This window comes from Stenotrophomonas sp. 3(2025) (assembly GCF_052665395.1).
In genome coordinates this window covers 18,266-37,386 of sequence record NZ_JBQOIF010000028.1, presented here as the reverse complement: position 1 = coordinate 37,386, position 19,121 = coordinate 18,266, and the positions used below count along the sequence as shown (strand labels likewise).

The 19,121-nt window shown below is 66.9% G+C and carries 17 protein-coding genes; 8 read left to right on the top strand and 9 right to left on the bottom strand.

Annotated elements, in window-relative coordinates:
- Positions 1-3: 3 nt before the first annotated feature.
- The 4 genes from imuA to ACUXVE_RS17675 form a co-directional block, all read right to left on the bottom strand.
- Positions 4-618: a translesion DNA synthesis-associated protein ImuA gene (imuA, locus tag ACUXVE_RS17690; protein WP_033831381.1), complete on the bottom strand. Its 615-nt coding sequence runs from the start codon at positions 616-618 to the stop codon at positions 4-6.
- Positions 619-904: 286 nt separating this feature from the next.
- The gene (locus tag ACUXVE_RS17685; protein ID WP_445514889.1) at positions 905-1,912 is read right to left on the bottom strand and encodes a cyclase family protein; all 1,008 of its coding nucleotides are present in this window, start codon (positions 1,910-1,912) and stop codon (positions 905-907) included.
- A gap of 35 nt (positions 1,913-1,947) precedes the next feature.
- On the bottom strand, positions 1,948-2,598 hold the full coding sequence (locus ACUXVE_RS17680; protein ID WP_025879219.1) for a DsbA family oxidoreductase: 651 nt from the start codon (positions 2,596-2,598) through the stop codon (positions 1,948-1,950).
- Between the two features lie 92 nt (positions 2,599-2,690).
- Positions 2,691-3,641, bottom strand: a complete 951-nt coding sequence (locus ACUXVE_RS17675; protein ID WP_445514888.1) for a LysR family transcriptional regulator — start codon at positions 3,639-3,641, stop codon at positions 2,691-2,693.
- 107 nt (positions 3,642-3,748) lie between these two features.
- Between ACUXVE_RS17675 and ACUXVE_RS17670 the strand changes: the two genes are divergently transcribed.
- On the top strand, positions 3,749-4,627 hold the full coding sequence (locus ACUXVE_RS17670; protein ID WP_261311888.1) for a sterol desaturase family protein: 879 nt from the start codon (positions 3,749-3,751) through the stop codon (positions 4,625-4,627).
- 8 nt (positions 4,628-4,635) lie between these two features.
- On the opposite strand, the gene ACUXVE_RS17665 is transcribed toward ACUXVE_RS17670, so the two are convergent.
- Together ACUXVE_RS17665 and ACUXVE_RS17660 are read right to left on the bottom strand one after the other, a co-directional pair.
- Positions 4,636-5,316: a helix-turn-helix domain-containing protein gene (locus ACUXVE_RS17665; RefSeq protein WP_261311889.1), complete on the bottom strand. Its 681-nt coding sequence runs from the start codon at positions 5,314-5,316 to the stop codon at positions 4,636-4,638.
- Between the two features lie 377 nt (positions 5,317-5,693).
- Complete coding sequence (locus tag ACUXVE_RS17660) at positions 5,694-6,128, bottom strand: VOC family protein (protein WP_025878496.1); 435 nt, start codon at positions 6,126-6,128, stop codon at positions 5,694-5,696.
- A 336-nt stretch (positions 6,129-6,464) separates the two neighbouring features.
- On the opposite strand from ACUXVE_RS17660, the gene ACUXVE_RS17655 reads away from it, so the two are divergent.
- The gene (locus ACUXVE_RS17655; protein WP_445514887.1) at positions 6,465-9,260 is read left to right on the top strand and encodes a beta-glucosidase; all 2,796 of its coding nucleotides are present in this window, start codon (positions 6,465-6,467) and stop codon (positions 9,258-9,260) included.
- Positions 9,261-9,407: 147 nt separating this feature from the next.
- On the opposite strand, the gene ACUXVE_RS17650 is transcribed toward ACUXVE_RS17655, so the two are convergent.
- On the bottom strand, positions 9,408-10,313 hold the full coding sequence (locus tag ACUXVE_RS17650; RefSeq protein ID WP_222389128.1) for a LysR family transcriptional regulator: 906 nt from the start codon (positions 10,311-10,313) through the stop codon (positions 9,408-9,410).
- A gap of 104 nt (positions 10,314-10,417) precedes the next feature.
- Between ACUXVE_RS17650 and ACUXVE_RS17645 the strand changes: the two genes are divergently transcribed.
- The 3 genes from ACUXVE_RS17645 to ACUXVE_RS17635 all read left to right on the top strand — a co-directional run bounded on the left by ACUXVE_RS17645 (position 10,418) and on the right by ACUXVE_RS17635 (position 14,274).
- Complete coding sequence (locus ACUXVE_RS17645; RefSeq protein ID WP_222389132.1) at positions 10,418-11,776, top strand: MFS transporter; 1,359 nt, start codon at positions 10,418-10,420, stop codon at positions 11,774-11,776.
- Positions 11,776-12,162, top strand: a complete 387-nt coding sequence (locus ACUXVE_RS17640; RefSeq protein ID WP_222389134.1) for a DUF4440 domain-containing protein — start codon at positions 11,776-11,778, stop codon at positions 12,160-12,162. The genes ACUXVE_RS17645 and ACUXVE_RS17640 overlap by 1 nt, the downstream gene beginning before the upstream one ends.
- 201 nt (positions 12,163-12,363) lie before the next feature.
- Positions 12,364-14,274 carry a CocE/NonD family hydrolase gene (locus ACUXVE_RS17635; RefSeq protein ID WP_445514886.1) on the top strand — a complete coding sequence of 637 codons (1,911 nt, stop codon included), beginning with the start codon at positions 12,364-12,366 and terminating at the stop codon, positions 14,272-14,274.
- Positions 14,275-14,424: 150 nt separating this feature from the next.
- Here the strand turns inward: ACUXVE_RS17635 and ACUXVE_RS17630 are convergent, their stop codons facing one another.
- Together ACUXVE_RS17630 and ACUXVE_RS17625 are read right to left on the bottom strand one after the other, a co-directional pair.
- Positions 14,425-15,378 (bottom strand): helix-turn-helix transcriptional regulator, encoded by a 954-nt coding sequence (locus ACUXVE_RS17630; protein WP_208082500.1) that lies wholly within the window; start codon positions 15,376-15,378, stop codon positions 14,425-14,427.
- 91 nt (positions 15,379-15,469) lie between these two features.
- Positions 15,470-15,802 (bottom strand): hypothetical protein, encoded by a 333-nt coding sequence (locus tag ACUXVE_RS17625; protein WP_222389138.1) that lies wholly within the window; start codon positions 15,800-15,802, stop codon positions 15,470-15,472.
- A gap of 128 nt (positions 15,803-15,930) precedes the next feature.
- Here ACUXVE_RS17625 and ACUXVE_RS17620 point away from each other — a divergent pair, with 128 nt between their 5' ends.
- From ACUXVE_RS17620 to lldP, 3 genes are all read left to right on the top strand, one after another.
- Positions 15,931-16,689 carry an SDR family NAD(P)-dependent oxidoreductase gene (locus ACUXVE_RS17620; protein WP_025878504.1) on the top strand — a complete coding sequence of 253 codons (759 nt, stop codon included), beginning with the start codon at positions 15,931-15,933 and terminating at the stop codon, positions 16,687-16,689.
- Positions 16,690-16,821: 132 nt separating this feature from the next.
- Positions 16,822-17,271 (top strand): MgtC/SapB family protein, encoded by a 450-nt coding sequence (locus ACUXVE_RS17615; protein WP_032975262.1) that lies wholly within the window; start codon positions 16,822-16,824, stop codon positions 17,269-17,271.
- A gap of 177 nt (positions 17,272-17,448) precedes the next feature.
- Entirely contained in the window at positions 17,449-19,107 is a 1,659-nt protein-coding gene (gene lldP, locus ACUXVE_RS17610) for an L-lactate permease (protein ID WP_445514885.1), read from the top strand.
- The last annotated feature ends 14 nt before the right edge of the window (positions 19,108-19,121 follow it).

The window sequence follows — 19,121 nt, the reverse complement described above, 5'->3', positions numbered from 1 at the left end:
GCCTCAGTGGGCGATGGCCAGCGGCAACGGCTGCGCTGGTGGCAGCCCGCCGCGGCACTTCAGCACCCGCACCTGGCCATGGTCGAGCTGCAGGCGCAGGCTGGCCGGGGAGGGGTTGCGGGCGGCGCGGGCCTCGCGGAACACGAAACCCAGGCACTGGCCGCTGTCAGCGGCGACCTGCAGGCGGCGCAGGGCACGATCGTCGGCCTGCTGCGGCCAGCACAGCACGGCGGCGCAGGCGGCAGAGCGCAGGCACTGCTCGGCCGCCCACAGCGCCTGCTTCGGTGCGGCGTGGATGATCTGCAGCTGGGCCAGGTCGAGCCCGGCGGCGGCCCATGCCGGGGCGTGCGGGCGATGGGGTGGGGCGACCAGCACGATCGGCCGTGGGTGCTGGCTCAGCTTTGCCAGTGCCGGCCAGACCAGGGCCAGTTCACCGACCCCGGGTGCGGCCTGCAGTACTTCGCACAGCCCGCTGGCTGGCCAGCCACCGCCGGGCAGGCGCGCGTCCAGCGCCGGATGGCCACTGGCCAGATGGTCGCTGGCCTGCCCCTGGCGTGCCGGCCCGCGCCAGACCTGGCGGCCGTCCAGCAGGCGGTCGAGTGCGACGACGGCGCCCATCAGCCGGTCCTCCGGGGGAGGCGCCGGGCTGGCGGGAAGCGGCAGAAGTGGGCGGAAACGGCAAGCATGGAGCGAGTATCGACAGGCCGATATCAGGGGCTGAGACCGGACATGCTACTCGGCTTGTGAGTAATATTACTAATGAAATCGGAGGGCAGGGTTTCAGCTTGCTGAAGGAGGCAAAGCATCCACGCATGGCGTGGATCTACTGGGGAACGGGGGCCTGGATGCGGGAAAAGCGGTGCCGGCCAAGGTCGGCACCGCCCACCCTGGCCCGGCTATCGGGTCACGGGCGGACCGGCAGGGCCACCGGGCGCAGCGGCGCGGCGTCGCCGCCGCGGATCTTCAGCGGCCCACCGATGAAGGCGAACTCGTAGACCTTGTCGCGCGCCAGTTCATTCAGCGCCACCAGCTCGATGATCGGCGCGCCCTGCTGCGCCAGCAGGTAGGTGTGCAGGGGCACGTAGTCGTCGGGTACTTCGGAAGGGAAGGTCTCGAAGCTGAGGTTGTCGGCGCCGACGATCATCGCGCCGCTGTCCTCGACCAGGAAACGCGCCGCATCCAGGCCCAGGCCCGGCGGGTTGGCCATGTAGGCCTTGGGCTGTTCGAACAGGCGCATGCGACCGGTGCGGATCAGTACGATGTCGCCCTGCTGCAGCTTCACCTGCTGGCGTGCCAATGCATCCTTCAGGTCCTGGCGGGTGACGCGGTAGCTGTCCGGCAGCATGTCCACGCCCTTGGCACCGGCCACGTCGATCAGCACGCCACGCGCGATCAGCGGCGGGAATTTCTCGATGCCGGTGACATTCCAGCCGCGATCGCCGAGGTGCTTGTCGGCCTCGAAGCCGTTCCAGATCTTTCCGTGGATGCCGAAGTGGTTCAGCGCATCGATATGGGTGCCGGTGTGGCTGTACATCGAGAACGCGGTGCCGGTGTAGCTGCGGGTGAGGTTCATGGTCTCGCCCACGCCCATCGGGTCGTCCATCACCGTGCCGCGCGGGGTGTGGGTCATCCAGAACTGGTAGTGCGGGTCGCCGGCGTCCTGCCAGCTGGGCATGCCAACGTAGTACTCGGTAGCCAGGTCATAGGCCTTGCCGCCGCTGACCCGCGACAGGATCGCCGCGCGCGAGGCCTCGGTGATCAGGTTGAGGCGGCCGATCTCGTCCTTCGGCCCCCAGGGGCTGGTGCCGACCTGCTGGCCGGAGGGAGCGCGTTCGTGCGCGGACACGGTGGTGGAAGCCGCGGCGCCGGCCAGCAGCAGGGCCAGTGCGGTGCCCAGGGTACGTGGGGTCATGGGAATCTCCTTGAGGGTGGGGGAAACGGTGCGGCTCAGGCCGCGACCAGCGGCGCCAGGGCCTGGCGCAGTTGCGGCAGCGGCAGGGTCTGCAGGCGCAGGCCGTTGCCGGTGATGACGGTGGGGATGGAGCGGATGCCGAGTGCGGCAGCTTCGGCGCGGTCGGCCTGCACGCGCTGGCGCACCTCATCGCTGCGCATCCGGTCGGCGAAGACGCCACGTCGATGCCCCAGCTGTTCGGCGATGTCCAGCAGCACCTCGACGTCACCGACGTTTCGGTGCTGGTGCAGGTGCGCCCACTGCACGGCATCGAACATCGCGCCGTGTGCGGCGTTGCCGCCGAGCATGCCGGCGGCCTGGCAGGCCAGTGCACCCAGCCAACCGGAAGGGTATTCGAAGTCCTGTGCCCGCATGCCGTCGATATCGATGCGCGCGCTGTCGTCATGCGCGGCGCAGTCGGCCCAGTGGCGCAGGATGATGGCCTTGGCACGCGGCATCGAGCCGAATACCTCGATCATCTGTTCGCGCGAGTCCTGCAGCACGAAGCTGCGGTGGCGGACCTGGATGCCAAGTTCGACCGAGACCTGCTGCAGACGCGGGGCCAGCACGAAGCACCAGCCGCAGACCACGTCATGAAAGAAATCGACCACCGGTGCAGTGGTGGTCAGCGAAGGAGAGGCGATCATCGGCCTGCCGTCCGTGAGAGGGGAGGCGGCAGAGTAGGCAGTGGCGCCGGGCCGAAACAGCACGCGGCGGGCAGCTCAGTTTTCGCTGGCGGTTACGAATCCAACCCGGCGCAGGCGGGCAGTTCGGCGTGCAGGAAATCGATGAAGGCGCGTACCTTCGCTTGCAGGTGGCGCGCGGTGGGGTAGACCGCGTAGACGAACCGCGGCGGATAGCGATGGTCGGGCAGCACCTGCTGCAGTTCGCCGCTGGCCAGTGCCGGTGCGGCCAGGAACGAGGGCAGCGCACCGATACCGAGGCCGGCGACCAGCAGGTCACGCAGCAGCAGACTGTTGTTGGCGGTGACCCGTGTCGGCAGGGTCACCGTGACCTGGCCATCGGGGCCGAGCAGCGGCCAGCTGCCGGGTGAATCGGACAGGCTGTAGCCAAGCACGCTGTGCGCCTGCAGTTCTTCCACCACCTGCGGTGCCGGATGGTGCTGCAGATAGGACGGTGCCGCGCACAGCACCTGTTGCAGCGAAGCCAGGCGGCGTGCGACCAGCCGCGAATCTTCCAGTTCGGCGCGGATGCGCAGGGATACATCGAACCCTTCGCCAACCGCATCAAGCAGACGGTCTTCCATCACCAGGTCCAGTGCAAGCTGCGGATGCTGCTGCAGGAAGCGTGGCAGCAATGGCGACAGCGTGCTCAGCGCGAATGACTGCGGTGCATTGACGCGCAGACGTCCGCTCACTTCACCGCGCTGTTCGGCGATGCCGCGCTCCAGCGCGTCCAGTTCATCGAGCAGGCGGCAGCATTCGCGGTAATAGGCGTGGCCGGTTTCGGTCAGGCTCATGCGGCGGGTGGTCCGCTGCAGCAGCACTACGCCCAGGTGCGTTTCCAGCGTGCGCAGCTGCTTGCTCAGCCCGGCTGGCGACAGGCCCAGGTCTTCGGCGGCGCGGGCCAGGCTGCCGCGTTCGACGATGCGGCGGAAGGCGCGCATCAAGGTGAAGGAGTCCATGCCGGTCCCGGCCGCGATGAGGTCGTCATTGTAGATCCACGCCATGCGTGGATGGACGACGCGGGGTGTTGCGCCGTTTGTTCAAGCCGACAGTCTGTAAGCCCCGCCAACATGCAGGCCTCTCACTTCCCGGGTTGCCCATGAAGCATTGGATGCTCCGCCTGTATGCCCCGTTGTTCCTGCTGGGTTTTGTCACTGCCGCCATCGTATGGGTCGGTCACCATCACGGTGACCCATTGTGGCTGCTTGCCTTGCTGGCTGTCGCCATCGCGGTGTCGTTCGCTGCCGAACGGCTGTGGCCATACGATCCGGCGTTCAACCACGACCAGGGTGACCGCCTACGCGATGTCCTGCATGCGCTGGTCAATGAAAGCCTGAACCTGCTGTCGATCGCCACGGTGCCGCTGCTGGCGGCAATCATGCCCTGGCACGTATGGCCGACGCAGTGGCCATTCGCGCTGCAGGTGCTGGTGGCGATCATCGCCGCTGACCTTGGCATCACCCTGGTGCATTACGCCAGCCATCGCATCGGCTGGTTGTGGCGGTTGCATGCGGTGCATCACAGCGTGACCCGCATGTATGGCTTCAATGGTTTGATGAAACACCCACTGCACCAGGCCGCCGAAGCGGTGGGCGGCGTACTGCCGCTGCTGCTGTTGGGCATGCCGATGCCGGTGGCCGCGGTGCTGGCGTTCGCCATCGCGATCCAGCTGCTGCTGCAGCATTCCAACGTGGACATGCGCCCGGGAGTGTTGGGCCGGGTGATGGCATGGGCACCGCTGCACCGCTTCCACCACATCCGCTATGGCACCGCAGGTGATGTCAATTTCGGTTTGTTTTTCACCGTGTGGGACCACCTGCTGGGGACCGCGTTTGATGCGCCGGGCTATCGGTTGCGGCAGCGTGACCTGGGCATCGGCAGCCAGCCGGACTATCCGCAGGCGTATTCCGCACAACTGCTGGCGCCCTTCCGCGCGCTGCCCCATGGCGAGGTGCCGAAGCTTCCGGAAGGACTGCGCAGGCGCGGGTGATCGATGCGTCAGGCCGCGCGCAGCTGCAGGCCCTGCAGTTGCGCGGCACCGATGCCGAACATGCGGCGCAGGCTGCGCGAGAGGTGGGGAAGATCGGCGAAACCGGCGGCATGCGCGCTGTCGGTCAGGCTGTGCCCGCGCAGATGATGCGCCAGCGCACTGCGCAGCCGTTGCCACAGCACCCAACCGCGCAGGGTCACTGCCAGCTCGGACTGGAAGCGCCGATGCAGCTGGCTGGTCGACAGATGCGCGGCCTCGGCGATATCGGCGGCTGGCACCGGGCCGGGCAGGTGCTGGGTGATGCGGGCCAGCGCCGCCTGCACACGGCGGTCCAGGGGCTGTGGGCGGCTCAGTCGCGGCAGCCACTCGTGCAACTGCGCAGCATTGCCGGGCAACGACTGCAGATGCTGCTGGATCTGTTCGAGGTCGGCATGTGCCGGTTCGAGGAACACCGTGCAGCCGTCAGCGGGCGCCGACAGGATCGCGTGCGATTGGAAGGAGCGCAGCCACAGCCGTTGGCCCTGCTGCTGCACGCCATCGATCTCGACCTGCCAAGGGTCGCCCTCGCTCAGCAGCAGCTGATGGGCGTAGTGCGCGTGCGTGTCACTGTCACCGGCGTGGCCCTGCAGCACAGCCACGTGTGCATCCAGCAGCAGGGTGCCATTCCAGGGTAGAGCGGGGGAGGACATGGAGGAATTGTAGATCTACGCCATGCGTGGATGACGTATGCCGCAAAAGTTCATGGGAAAAACATCCACGCATGGCGTGGATCTACTGCGCGCCGGGAATCTGTCGAAGGCGGGGTGGGTCCGGTTGCGGGGGCGTGAGCGCCATGGGCCCGAGGCATGCCTCGGGCGGGTTGGGCAGGATGCCCAACCCCGGTCTTGCCGTGTGCGCAGGACAGCGCACACGAGCAAGCGGCGACCGAGGCTACATGGACGTACTTGCGCCGTCCCCCGCAACCGGACCTGCCCCGCCTACCAACAGGAGCCCAGCTTTTGCTTCGGCTATTGCTGTTGCAGTTGCCGTTGCCTCTGCGGGTGCCGGGCGCAGCCCGGCCGCCACCTCACCGCCCCTGCGGGTCCGGCCGGTGGTGCACGTACTCGACCACGGTGCCATCGGGATGCACCGCATTGAACGCCGCACCGGTCGGTACCACCTGCAGCGGAAAGATGATCTCGGCGCCGGCGGCCACCAGCTTGTCGTGATAAGGCCGAACGTCGTCGACCAGCAACGTGCCCGTGGTCGACGTGAACGGCGCCAGCGCCTCGTCGCAGCCTTCGATCAGCAGGAACGCACCGACCATCGCCAGCCGCAGGCCCGCATCGGGAAACGGAAAGCCGGCATCGGCGACCACGCCCTGCAGCTGCTCGTAGAAGGCCACGCTGCGTTCCAGTTCGCCGGGGGCGACGAACACCCGGATCAGCACGCGCGGGCTGCGCTGGCTGGAGGTGTCACAGCGGTCGCGCCAGAGATGGTCGAAGTCGCGATGTACGGTCATGGGCTCGAATCGTCGCCGGGGAGAACCATTATCGGCAGCGCCGTGCAGCCCGTTGATGACCGCCGGTGATGGGCTGATAACCAGTCCGCACATCGCGCCTGTGACTTAGGTCCTGTTGACAGCGATGAACGCCCTCGCACACTCTTCACATGATGGGTCGCCCTGCGCGGCCCGGACAGGCAGGTTGTCACGCACGGGAGGAGGGTCCCGCGCGCAGACCGGCCCGTCCTCTGGCCTGCAAGGCGTTGCCCGGCAACGCATGCGCGGCATGACGCTGCACCCTTCGGCGGCACTTTCCCTGGACCGATTGCCTTGGCAACGGAATTACGCCCGCCGATGAAAACGTTTACAAAGCCGCTCGCCCTGTCCCTGGCCCTGTCTGCCGCACTGGCCGCCCCGGCCTGGGCCGACTCCGCCGCCTTCACCGTGCTGACACTGGAACAGGCGCCGACCGCGGACGCGATGCCGGCCCTGGCTGCCCAGTTGAAGACCCTGCAGGTGGATGCGGTCAGCGTTCGCCAGGTACAGCGCGGCATCGGCCAGGTCGATCCGCTGCAGCTGCTGGCCGATGGCCTGGGCTACCAGTACCGCTTCATCGCCGCCAGCAAGGATGACGGCCAGACCCAGCACGGCCAGGCCGTGTTGACCCGGCTGCCGATCGCCGCCGAATCCGGCCCCGACCAGCCGGGCCTGAACTACCTGCGCCTGGATGACGGCCGCCATGCAGTGGCGGTGTACACCGACGCTGGCGCCGGTGCTTCGCAGTTGCCGGCACTGGTGTCGCGTTCGCGACTGGGCGCGCCGGCGGTGCTGCTCGGTGCGGTGGCCGGTGAGTCGGCCAAAGCGGCCGGCTTCGATCCGGCACGCGTGGCCCTGGAGGCCGATGCCAGCTATTTCAGCGATGGCTTCCAGGCCGCCAGCAGTGCGCCGTTCAAGGTTGAAGGCAGCGCGCTGCGTGCAACCCTGCTGACCCTGGCCTATGCGGCGGACAAGGGCGGCGAGCAGCCGTGGATGGATACCACGCTCACCGCCGATGCGCGCGCTGCGCTGCTGCTGAAGGCGATGACCGAGGACGAGAAGTTCCAGATGCTGCACAGCTACTTCGGGCTGGGCAAGGACGGTGGCAAGCTGCCGGAAGGTGCAGTGGGTTCGGCCGGTTTCGTGCCGGGCGTAGCGCGCTTGGGCATTCCGTCGCAGCAGTCGGCCGACGCCGGCGTGGGCGTGACCAATCCCGGTGGCATCCGCCCGGGTGATTTCGCCACCGCCATGCCGTCGGGCCCGTCCACGGCGTCCACCTGGAACCGCGGTGTTGCCTTTGCCGGTGGCGCGACGATGGGTCGCGAAGCCTGGCAGCAGCGCTTCAACATCCTGCTGTCCGGCAGCGTCAACCTGCAGCGTGACCCGCGTAACGGCCGCAACTTCGAATACGCCGGTGAAGACCCGCTGCTGGCCGGTTCGATGGTCGGCGCAGTGATCCAGGGCGTGCAGAGCCAGCACGTGATCTCCTCGATGAAGCACTTCGCGCTGAACGACATGGAGACCCGCCGCAACTTCCACGACGTGCGCATTGGCGAGCAGGCCATGCACGAGTCGGATCTGCTGGCGTTCGAGATCGCGCTGGAAGCTGGCCGCCCGGGCGTGGCGATGTGCTCGTACAACAAGATCAACGGTACCTACGGGTGCGAAAACGGCTACCTGATGAACCAGGTGCTGAAGCAGGAGTGGAAATTCCCCGGTTTCGTGATGTCCGACTGGGGCGGCGTGCACAGCGGTTCGAAGGCGGCGCTGGCCGGCCTGGACCAGCAGTCCGCCGGTGAAGTGTTCGATGCGGCGGTGTTCTTCGATGAGCCGCTGCGCCTGGCCGTGCACGGCGGCGTGGTACCGCAGGCGCGCCTGAACGACATGGTCGCGCGCATCCTGCGCACGATGTTCCTGCACGGCAACTTCGACAACCCGCCGCAGCACCAGAAGGTCGACGCCGAAGCCGGTTTCGCCGTGGCCCAGCGCACGGTGGAAGAAGGCAGCGTGCTGCTGCGCAATGAAGGCAGCCTGCTGCCGCTGGCCGACAGCGCCAAGCGCATCGTCATCATCGGTGGCCATGCCGACAAGGGCGTGATCGGTGGCGGTGGTTCGTCGATGGTGGGCGTCACGGCCAAGGGCACCAACGCGGTGCCGGGCGTGCTGCCGACCACCTGGCCGGGCCCGGTGATCTTCCATCCGTCCTCGCCGTTGGAATCGCTGCGTGCCGCGCGTCCGGACGCCACCATCACCTATGTGGACGGCACCAATGCCGCCGCTGCGGCCAAGGCTGCTGCACAGGCGGATGTGGCCATCGTGTTCGCCACCCAGTGGGCGGCCGAATCGGTGGACCTGCCGGACATGCAGCTGCCGGACAACCAGGATGCGTTGATTTCGGCGGTGGCCAAGGCCAACCCGAAGACCGTGCTGGTGCTGGAAACCAACGGCCCGGTGCGTACGCCGTGGCTGGCGCAGGTGCCGGCGGTGCTGCAGGCCTGGTACCCGGGTATCCGTGGCGGTGAAGGCATTGCCGCACTGCTGACCGGTCAGGCCAATCCGTCCGGCCGCCTGCCGGTGACCTGGGTGGTGGACGAATCGCAGTTGCCGCGCCCGCACATCGATGGCCTTGGCTTCAAGCCGGCCAAGCCGTTCGGCGATGTGTTCGATTTCGATATCGAAGGCGCCAACGTCGGCTACAAGTGGATGGCGGCCAAGGGCCTGACCCCGACCTTCGCCTTCGGCCACGGCCTGTCCTACACCTCGTTCGCCTATGAAAACCTGAAGGTGAGCGTGGAGGGTTCGCGCCTGGTTGCCAGCGTCGACATCCGCAACACCGGCAAGCGCGTCGGTGCCGACGTCGCCCAGCTGTACCTGAAGCTGCCGGCCGGCAGCACCACGCCGATCCGCCTGATCGGCTACGACAAGGTCGAGTTGCAGCCGGGCGAGCAGCGCCGCATCCGCATCGAAGCCGAGCCGAAGACCCTGGCCCATTACGATGCACAGGCCCGCCAGTGGAAGATCGATGGCGGCACCTACCAGGTGCAGCTGTCGCGCAACGCCGCCGAGCCGCTGCAGACGGTGGACGTGCAGCTGGTGGAGCAGGTGCTGCGCTGATCCGCTGCGGTACTGATGGTTGAAGACACGGCCCCGCAAGGGGCCGTGTCTGTTTACGGGGTGCCGCTGCGCTGGCCGGGCATGGCCCGGCGCTACCCGATTACGGGCATCCCGGTAGCGCCGGGCCGTGCCCGGCGGGCGAAGGATTCAGCTGGCGTCGTCACCAAACCACCCGCGCAGGAAATCGATCAGCTGCCGCACCTTCGGCGAGGGCTGGCTGCTGTGCGGGTACACCGCGTACACGCTCTGCTGCGGGAATCGATGCTGGCGCAGCACCGGCCGCAGGCGGTCGTGGGCGAGATCGTCCTCGATCAGCCAGCGTGGCAGCACGGTCACTCCTGCACCGGCCACGGCGAACGCGCGCAGGCTGCTGGCCCCATCCACGCGGATCACCGCGTTGCCCGGATTGGTGGCAAACAATGCATCGCTGCCATCCGGCGCGACCACTGGCACATCGGCCAGGCGCGGATAGCCGAGGCGGGGCAGGGTGCCCAGCAGCACCGGATCATCCACCGCCCTGCCGGACCCCAGGCGCGCCAGCAATGCCGGAGCGGCGACTGCGCACAGCGGGTGACGTTCCAGCTCGGTGGCATGCAGTTGCGAATCGGGCAGGCGGCCGAGGCGGATCGCCAGGTCGAAGCGCTCGGGAATCAGGTCGGCCGGGGCTGGCGAGGTCGATAGATGCAGCACCAGCGCTGGATGCTGCGCGCGGAAGGCTTCCAGAGCTGGAATCAGCCGCAGCTGCGCGTACTCCGGGGTGGTGGTCAGGCGCAGTACGCCCTGCAGTTGATGCTGGTCGCGGCGCGCGGCATCGATGGCGGCCTGCGCGGCATCCAGTGCCTGCACGCAGTGCTGCAGGAACTGTTCGCCGGCCTCGGTCAGCGCCAGGTGGCGGGTACTGCGCAGAAGCAGGGTTACCCCCAGCTCCTGCTCCAGCCGCTTCAGGTTGAAGCTGACCACGGCCCGGCTCAGGCCCAGGCGCTCGGCGGCGGCGGTCAGGCTGCCGGCCTCGACCACGGCACGGAAGATATCGAAGCGATCGAGGCTGACCATGGTGGCTGATTGTCAAAACAGGTTTGACAGTGTTGCAGCTGCCGTCGTGTTTTTCCAACAACGCTGGTCCGCGATGCTGTCGCCTTCGCTGCCGGAGCCTGCTGATGCCTTCCCCACGCCTGCGCCATGAGGCGATCTTCCTGCTGGTGTTCGCCCTGGACCTGGTCAACATGTTCATCGCCACCGTGGCCTACCCGGCGCTGGCGGCCGAGCTGCATGCGGACATCGGCACCCTGGCCTGGGTGGGCACGGCTTACATGCTGGGCCTGAGCGTGGTAATCCCGCTGGCCCCGTGGCTGGCCGCGCGCTGCGGCGAGCGTCGCCTGCTGCTGGCTGCCTTGGTGCTGTTCGCAGTGGCTGCGGGCCTGGCCGGCGCCGCGCCGTCCATCGGCTGGCTGCTGGGCTGGCGGCTGCTGCAGGGGTTGGCTGGCGGGCTGCTGATTCCGGTGGCGCAGGCGGCGGCGTACCGGCAGTGCACGCCTGAGCAACGCGGTGCGCTGACCCGGCGCATCCTGCTGGTGGCGTTGCTGGTGCCGGCACTGGCACCGGCTCTTGGCGGCCTGCTGGTGCAGTGGCTGTCCTGGCGCGGCGTGCTGTGGGCCAGCCTGCCGCTGGCGGTGCTGGCGATCGCCCTGGTGCTGGCGTGGATGCCGGCCGATGGCCTGCGCAGTGCGCCACGCCTGCAGGGCTATGCACTGGCCACCGCGATGTCTGCGCTGGGCGCGTTGCTGCTGGCATTGACCTGGCTGGGTGAGCCCGACCATCGCTTCGCCGGCGCAGGGTTGCTGCTGCTGGCAGCAGTGCTGGCCGCCGCCCACCTGCGTAATGCACGCCGGCAGCCGCAGCCGCTGCTGCGCTGGTCGCTGCTGTCCCATCGAGGCCTGCGCATGGCGATGCTGGTCTATCTGGCGGTGCCGGGTGTGTTCATCGGCAGCCAGCTGGCCAGTACCCTGCAGTTGAACCACGCCGGTTACAGCGCCGCGCAGATCGGCGCCTTGATGTTGCCGTGGGCGCTGGCCTCGGCACTGGCAATCACCGGCAGCCGGCGATTGCTGGCGCACTTCGGGCCGGGCGCGGTGCTGCGGCTGGGCATGGTCCTGCAGGCCAGCGGTCTGCTGCTGATGGCGCTGCAATCGCAGCCCCCCTTCGCGCTGGCCGCCATGCTGTTCGCCCTGATGGGCGCTGGCGGCAGCCTGTGCAGCAGCACCGCGCAGACGCTGGCGTTCCAGGGTGTGGACGCCGAGGCGCTGGGCGATGCCAGTGCACTGTGGAACCTCAACCGCCAGCTCAGCTTCTGCCTGGGTACCGCCGCCATTGCTCTGCTGCTGGCCTTGGCCATGCAGTGGTGGCCGGCGCATGCCACCGGCGTGGCGCTGGGCCTGGCGGCCGTACTCACCCTGTTGCCGCTGGCGCTGCTGCGCCGGTCGCAGCTACATTCCCTTTCCGCTCCGGAGACTGCTTGATGGACATGACCGCCGAACACGAAATCCACCTGCTGCACGACACGCTGCAGGCCTGGTTCCGCGCAGAGGTCGCGGCCGATGCACTGGCTGATCTGATGGAACATTTCTGCGCGGACTTCAGCATGGTCGGCATCTCCGGTCGCAGGTTGGACCGCGCCGCCGTGCAGGCGCTGTTCGTGGGCGGACACGGCGGCCGGCCGGGACTGCGGATCGCCATCGAGGCCGTGCAGGCGGTGGAAGCGCCGTCGCCCTTGGCGGTGCTGCGTTATCGCGAGGGACATGCCGTGGGTGGGGGAGAAACCGAATGGCGGGAATCGCTGGCAGTGCTGCGGCAGGAACGAGGGCGCTGGCGCTGGCTTGCCCTGCATGAAGTACCGGTGGCGTGATGGATCCGCCGGGCATGGCCCGGCGCTACCGTGGTTGGCCGTGAACGGGTAGCACCGGGCCATGCCCGGTGAGCGCAGCGGCAGCAGACCGCACATGTGCCATCAGTCCTGCCTGTAAACGCCGCAGAATGCAAAGCAGGCACACGCTTTGCCGGGGGCTACGGGAGTAGGCTGGGGCCTTTCCTGCCCGAGGGGTCGTCCATGCGTGTGCGTGCCGTTGCTGTTGCCGTAGCCCTGAGCCTGTCCAGCGCCGTGCTGGCCGCCGACACGCCGCCGATGACCCCGGACATCAGCGGAAAACCCTTCGTCGCCCCCGATGTGGGCCGCGACTACGACAAGCGCGTGGTGATGGTGCCGATGCGTGATGGCACCAAGCTGTACACGGTGATCGTGGTGCCCAAGGGTGCCCGCAATGCACCGATCCTGCTGACCCGCACACCGTACGACGCCGCCGGCCGCGCCAGCCGCAGCGATTCGCCGCGCATGCGCGATCTGCTGCCGCAGGGCGATGAAGTGTTCGTCGATGGCGGCTACATCCGCGTGTTCCAGGACATCCGTGGCAAGTACGGCTCCGAAGGCGATTACGTGATGACCCGGCCGCTGCGTGGGCCACTGAACGGTACCAAGGTCGATCATTCCACCGACGCGTGGGACACCATCGATTGGCTGGTCAAGCATGTGCCGGAGACCAACGGCAAGGTCGGCATGCTCGGCTCGTCGTACGAAGGCTTCACCGTGGTGATGGCGCTGACCGATCCGCACCCTGCACTGAAGGTGGCCGCGCCGCAGAGCCCGATGGTCGATGGCTGGATGGGTGACGACTGGCTCAACTACGGTGCCTTCCGCCAGGTCAATTTCAACTACTTCGCGATGCAGACCGAGAAGCGGGGCAAGGGCACGCCGCTGCCGTCGCTGGGCTACGACGATTACAGCACTTTCCTGCGCATCGGCTCGGCCGGTGACTACGCCCGCTTTACCGGCGTGGACCAGCTGACCTGGTGGAAAAAGCTGGTACAGCACCCCGCATACGATGCGTTCTGGCAGGGCCAGGCGCTGGATGCGGTGATGGCGAAGACGCCGCTGAAGGTGCCGACGATGTGGCTGCAGGGCCTGTGGGACCAGGAAGACATGTGGGGTGCCAACCACGCCTACCAGGCGATGGAAGGGCGCGACACCGGCAACACCCACAACTACCTGGTGATGGGCCCGTGGCGGCACAGCCAGGTGAACTATGACGGCAGCCAGCTTGGGGCGCTGAAATTCGATGGCGATACCGCGCTGCAGTTCCGCCGCGACGTGCTCAAGCCGTTCTTCGACCAGTACCTGGTGGATGGCGCGCCGAAGGCCGATACGCCACCAGTGCTGGTCTACAACACCGGTGAAAACCACTGGGACCGCCTGCAGGGCTGGCCGCGCAGCTGCGAGAAGGCGTGCGCGGCAAACAGCAAGCCGCTGTACCTGCGTGCCGGTGGCAAGCTGGCGTTCCAGGCGCCGGCGGCGGGCGAGGGCGACTTCGAGGAATACGTGTCCGATCCGTCCAAGCCGGTGCCGTTCGTACCGCGCCCGGTGCGCTTCGGCGACCGCGACATGTGGACCACCTGGCTGGTCAAGGATCAGCGCTTCGTCGATGGACGTCCCGACGTGCTGACCTTCATCACCGAGCCGTTGACCGCACCGCTGCGCATCGGAGGTACGCCGGTGGTGAACCTGCAGGCGTCCACCAGTGGCACCGACAGCGACTGGGTGGTGAAGCTGATCGACGTGTATCCCGACCAGCAAGCATCGACACCGGAGATGGGCGGCTATGAGCTGCCGGTGTCGCTGGCGATCTTCCGTGGCCGCTACCGCGAGAGCTTCAGCGACCCCAAGGCGCTGGCGGCGAACCAGGTGCTGCCGTACCGTTTCGACCTGCCCAATGCCAACCACACCTTCCAGAAGGGCCACCGGGTGATGGTGCAGGTGCAGTCCAGCCTGTTCCCGCTGTACGACCGCAACCCACAGACCTACGTGCCGAACATCTACCTGGCCAAGCCAGGTGACTACCAGAAGGCGACGCAGCGGGTATGGCACAGCGCCGCGCAGGCCAGTTACATCGAACTGCCGGTGTACTGAGACAGAGGGGATGACGCCGGGCACGGCCCGGCGCTACTCCGGTCGCGCGATGTCGGTAGTGCCGGGTGAGGTAGTGCCGGCCGCTGGCCGGCAACGCGATGGTGCGAAAGCGTGTCGACCAAGGTCGACACCTGCCCGGGCAGATGCGCTTCAACCAACCTTCGAAGGGCCGGTGCGCCAGCGGCTGGGCACCAGCCCGAAGCGCTTGCGGAATGCGGCAGCGAAGTTGCTGGGGTGCCGATAGCCGGTTTCCGCAGCCGCCTGTTCCACGCTCCAGCCGGATTCGCGAAGGCCCTGCTCGGCATGTCGCATGCGTTGTTCGTGCAGGTAGTCGAACACCGAGCAGCCATACGCCTGGACGAAGTGCCGGCGCAGTGCGCTGGGGCTCATGCAGGCCAGTTGGGCAAGTTCCAGCAGGCTGTGCGCATGGCCAGGATCGTCGTGCAGGAACGTCCGTACGCGTTCCAGCCGCGCCCGCTGGCCACTGCGCAGCGCACGCGCACCTTCGGCGTGCAGATCATCGGCCTGCAGGCCGGTGGACAGCAACTGCAGGGCAATGCCCTCGCGCCACAGCGCGTCCAGCCCGTCCTGCCAGGGGCTGTCGAACAGCTGCGCGAGAGGCGGCAGCATCGCGTGCGGAATCGCCCAGTGCCTGCATTCCATGTGTGAACCCAATGCCCGCTGCAATTGCGGTTGCCGCAGCAGGTCCGGGTCCAGATCGGCTGGCACCATCAGGCTGATGCCACGCAAGCGCATATTGCCGGGATGGACGCCGACCATTGCCACATGGTCGCGGTGGCTGGTGGTCACTGCGGTGCCTGCGCGCAGGCTGAAGTCACTGCGGTTGGGAACCTGCACGTCGACCTGGCCCTGCAGCATCACACGGATGACCAGGCCGGGCCGTTCGTGCGCTGTGGCGGTGTAGGCGATGCGGTTGTGCACATCCGAGGCGAGCAGGCTCATGCCGCCACGCAGGGTCTGTTCGTGCAGGTCGCCGTGACCGGCCCACTGTTCTTCGCGCAGGTGGCCTGGATCGGCACGGTAGTCATAGCCGTGTCGCTGGCCAAAACGGCGGTAATCGGCAAACGTGAAATATCGGGACATCGCTCGGCGCTCAACCATGGATGATGGGTGCCGGCGACGATGTGCCCGCACGTTCCATCGTGCACCTGCAGCGCGGATCGGTCCTGCGCTTTCAGAGTTGGAAATAGATTCCTGTCATTTTCTCCAATGCGAGCCCGAATGCGATATCCAACGGGTCAATCGATTGGCATTTACGGCCAAGTTGAAGATCGCGTAGCAATGCGCGTGCGTACTGTAACTGCTCGGGACGGGTGATCGATTCGTCTTCGTAGTGGTCAAAGAGCAGGCCGAACCGGGTATTGAGGGCAGTGAGGAAGCCGCTGTCGAACAGCAGATCGACCGTGGCATCGCTGAGCATCACTTCGTACAGGTCGCCAGGCAGGCAGGAATCGGTATCCAGCCGCCGTTCGGCATCGGCAGAAAGTGGAACGCAGGCTGTACGCATGGGAGCTCAGGTGGCGGGCATGCGCGCAAGTATCCCGCATGCAGCGCTTTCGTCACGAAGAAGGGCGTAGTGTCGGTGAGGTCGGACGGTTCTGTCCGCATCGATTTCCCAACAGATGGAGACCACAGATGATTGATTACCGACTCAACGGAAAAACCGCGATCGTCACCGGCGGTGTATCCGGTATCGGCCTGGCGGTAGCGGAAACGCTCGCTGCATCGGGTGCGCGCATTTCGGTGTGGGACCTGAAGCAGGATGCGGTGGATGCCACGGTGGCCACGCTGCGCAACCAGGGTGCCGAGGCCATCGGTGTCGCGTTGGATGTCACCGACGAGGCGGCGGTGGAAGCGGCGGTGCAGCGCACGGTGAAGGAACTGGGCGGCGTGCATGTTGCAGTGAATAACGCTGGCATCGGCGGGCCAGCGGCAAGCAGCGGCGACTATCCCATCGATGGCTGGAAGCGCGTGGTCGATGTGAACCTGACCAGCGTGTTCCTGTGCCAGCGGGCGCAGATCCAGGCGATGCGCACGGCGGGCAGCGGCGGCAGCATCATCAACATGGCCTCCATCCTGGGGCAGGTGGGCTATGCCGGTTCGACCGCCTACGCGGCCGCCAAGCACGGCGTGGTCGGCCTGACCCAGACGGCTGCATGGGAGCACGCTGCCGATGGCATCCGCATCAATGCGGTGGGCCCGGGCTTCATCAACACGCCGTTGCTGGAAAAGATGGACGCCAAAGTGCGTGCCACCCTGGAAGGCCGGCATGCACTCAAGCGGTTGGGAACGCCGCAGGAAGTGGCCGCGCTGGTCGCCTGGCTGGCCAGCGACGATGCCTCGTTCGCGACGGGTGCCTACTACGCCATCGACGGTGGTTATCTGGCGCAGTAGTGCCGGCCGCTGGCCGGCAACTCCCGTTGCATGGAACAAGGTGGCATCGCCCGGTGAAGAGGGCGTGCCATCTCCTTCACTCCCGTCCCACGGCCGCCGGGCAACGCTCCGGGAAACTTCCGGAGCCTCCCCATGGAACTTACCCAGGACATGTCCATTCTGCTGCGCGTGGCCGCCGCCATGGTCTTTGGCGGCGTGCTGGGCGTTGAACGTGAGATGGGCAAGCACGCTGCCGGCCTGCGCACGCACATGCTGATTGCCGGTGCCGCTGCGCTGATCGTCGGCCTCGGTGATTCGGTGGCCGAACACTTCCAGCAGGAACGCTACCGCGATCTGCTGCAGGTCGACCCGGTGCGATTGATCGAAGCGGTGGTGGCCTGCGTGGGCTTCGTTGCCGCCGGCACCATCCTGCGCGGCAATCGCGAAGACCAGGTCAGCGGGCTCACCACGGCCAGTTCGCTGGTGATGGCTGCGGCCATCGGTATTGCCGTGGGCATCGGCAAGTACGTGATCGCGCTCGGTGTCAGCGTACTGTGCGTGCTGGTGCTGGCGTTGATACGGCGGGTGGAAAAGAAGTTGTAACCGCTAAATGGTACTACCAATAATTCCGTATAGCCCTATGGTCTAATAGGCTGTCGGCAGGATTGGAGGTTCAATTCGCGCCTGCGGCCCGATTATTGGTCAATGTGGTACGACCAATATATGGCGGGCCCGACGCCCCCACCCGGTGGGGAACCTCCTGTTCCTGTCGAGAGCCCTATGCAGCCCTGGCAACACGTGTACGACCCCGCCGGCAACCTGTGGTTGTCGAGCCTGATCGCGCTGCTGCCGATCGCCTTCTTCTTCATCGCCCTGGCCGTGCTGCGCATGAAGGGCTGGATCGCCGGCACCCTCACGGTGGCCATCGCCCTTGCCGTGGCGCTGCTGTTCTATCGCATGCCGGTGGCGCAGGCGCTGGGCGCGGCCGGCTTCGGCTTCGTCTATGGCCTGTGGCCGATCGCCTGGATCATCATCGGCGCGGTGTTCCTGTACAAGGTTTCGGTCAAGACCGGCCAGTTCGACGTCATCCGTGCCTCGATCCTGTCGGTCACCGAGGACCAGCGATTGCAGATGCTGATGGTCGGCTTTGCCTTCGGTGCCTTCCTGGAAGGTGCAGCCGGGTTCGGTGCGCCGGTGGCGATCACCGCCGCGCTGCTGGTCGGGCTGGGCTTCAAGCCGCTGTATGCGGCCGGCCTGTGCCTGATCGTCAACACCGCGCCGGTGGCGTTCGGCGCGATGGGCATCCCGATCATCGTGGCGGGGCAGGTGACCGGCCTGGATGCCTTCGAGATCGGCCAGATGGCCGGCCGCCAGCTGCCGTTCCTGACTGTCATCGTGCTGTTCTGGATCATGGCGATCATGGACGGCTGGCGCGGCATCAAGGAAACCTGGCCGGCGGTGCTGGTGGCCGGCGGTTCGTTCGCCATCGCCCAGTACCTGACCTCCAACTTCATCGGCCCGGAACTGCCGGACATCACCGCCTCGCTGGCGTCGCTGGTCTGCCTGACCCTGTTCCTGCGCCGCTGGAAGCCGGCACGGATCTTCCGCTTCGATACCGAAACCAGCGCCGAGGCGGCCGCACAGGCAATGGAGGCGCCGCGCCACAGCGTCGGCCAGATCGCCAAGGCGTGGTCGCCGTTCCTGATCCTCACTGCGATGGTCACCGTGTGGAGCATCAAGCCGTTCAAGTCGCTGTTCGCAGCCGGTGGCCCGCTTGAAGGCTGGGTGCTGAAGATTCCGGTACCGGGCCTGGACCAGATGGTGCAGAAGATGCCGCCGATCGTCGATGCGCCGCTGAGCTATGAGGCGGGGTACAAGTTCGACTGGTTCTCGGCCACGGGTACCTCGATCATCCTTGCTGCAATCATTGCGATCATCGCCCTGCGCATGCCGGCGCGCTCGGCGCTGCAGACCTTCGCTGAAACCGTGCGCGAACTGCGCATGCCGATCTTTTCGATCGGCATGGTGCTGGCGTTCGCCTTCATCGCCAACTATTCGGGCCTGTCGGCAACGCTGGCCCTGGCACTGGCGCACACCGGCAAGGCGTTCCCGTTCTTCTCGCCGTTCCTGGGCTGGCTGGGCGTGTTCCTGACCGGTTCGGATACCTCGTCCAATGCACTGTTCTCGGCGCTGCAGGCGACCACCGCGCAGCAGATCGGCGTGTCCGACGTGCTGCTGGTAGCGGCCAACACCACCGGCGGTGTCACCGGCAAGATGATCTCGCCGCAGTCCATAGCCATTGCCTGCGCGGCGGTGGGCCTGGCCGGCAAGGAGTCGGACCTGTTCCGCTTCACCGTCAAGCACAGCCTGATCTTCACCACGATGGTCGGCCTGATCACCTTGGCCCAGGCCTACTGGTTGACCTGGATGATTCCCTGAGCCATGCAGTACAG

Coding starts and splice junctions, on each gene's coding strand:
- ACUXVE_RS17660 (WP_025878496.1), bottom strand. CDS start 6,128: ATGACCGTACATCGCGACTTCGACCATCTCTGGCGCGACCGCTGTGAC.
- ACUXVE_RS17670 (WP_261311888.1), top strand. CDS start 3,749: ATGCTCCGCCTGTATGCCCCGTTGTTCCTGCTGGGTTTTGTCACTGCC.
- ACUXVE_RS17630 (WP_208082500.1), bottom strand. CDS start 15,378: ATGTCCCGATATTTCACGTTTGCCGATTACCGCCGTTTTGGCCAGCGA.
- ACUXVE_RS17665 (WP_261311889.1), bottom strand. CDS start 5,316: ATGTCCTCCCCCGCTCTACCCTGGAATGGCACCCTGCTGCTGGATGCA.
- ACUXVE_RS17655 (WP_445514887.1), top strand. CDS start 6,465: ATGAAAACGTTTACAAAGCCGCTCGCCCTGTCCCTGGCCCTGTCTGCC.
- ACUXVE_RS17675 (WP_445514888.1), bottom strand. CDS start 3,641: ATGGCGTGGATCTACAATGACGACCTCATCGCGGCCGGGACCGGCATG.
- ACUXVE_RS17685 (WP_445514889.1), bottom strand. CDS start 1,912: ATGACCCCACGTACCCTGGGCACCGCACTGGCCCTGCTGCTGGCCGGC.
- ACUXVE_RS17680 (WP_025879219.1), bottom strand. CDS start 2,598: ATGATCGCCTCTCCTTCGCTGACCACCACTGCACCGGTGGTCGATTTC.
- ACUXVE_RS17625 (WP_222389138.1), bottom strand. CDS start 15,802: ATGCGTACAGCCTGCGTTCCACTTTCTGCCGATGCCGAACGGCGGCTG.
- ACUXVE_RS17650 (WP_222389128.1), bottom strand. CDS start 10,313: ATGGTCAGCCTCGATCGCTTCGATATCTTCCGTGCCGTGGTCGAGGCC.
- lldP (WP_445514885.1), top strand. CDS start 17,449: ATGCAGCCCTGGCAACACGTGTACGACCCCGCCGGCAACCTGTGGTTG.
- ACUXVE_RS17635 (WP_445514886.1), top strand. CDS start 12,364: ATGCGTGTGCGTGCCGTTGCTGTTGCCGTAGCCCTGAGCCTGTCCAGC.
- imuA (WP_033831381.1), bottom strand. CDS start 618: ATGGGCGCCGTCGTCGCACTCGACCGCCTGCTGGACGGCCGCCAGGTC.
- ACUXVE_RS17645 (WP_222389132.1), top strand. CDS start 10,418: ATGCCTTCCCCACGCCTGCGCCATGAGGCGATCTTCCTGCTGGTGTTC.
- ACUXVE_RS17615 (WP_032975262.1), top strand. CDS start 16,822: ATGGAACTTACCCAGGACATGTCCATTCTGCTGCGCGTGGCCGCCGCC.
- ACUXVE_RS17640 (WP_222389134.1), top strand. CDS start 11,776: ATGGACATGACCGCCGAACACGAAATCCACCTGCTGCACGACACGCTG.
- ACUXVE_RS17620 (WP_025878504.1), top strand. CDS start 15,931: ATGATTGATTACCGACTCAACGGAAAAACCGCGATCGTCACCGGCGGT.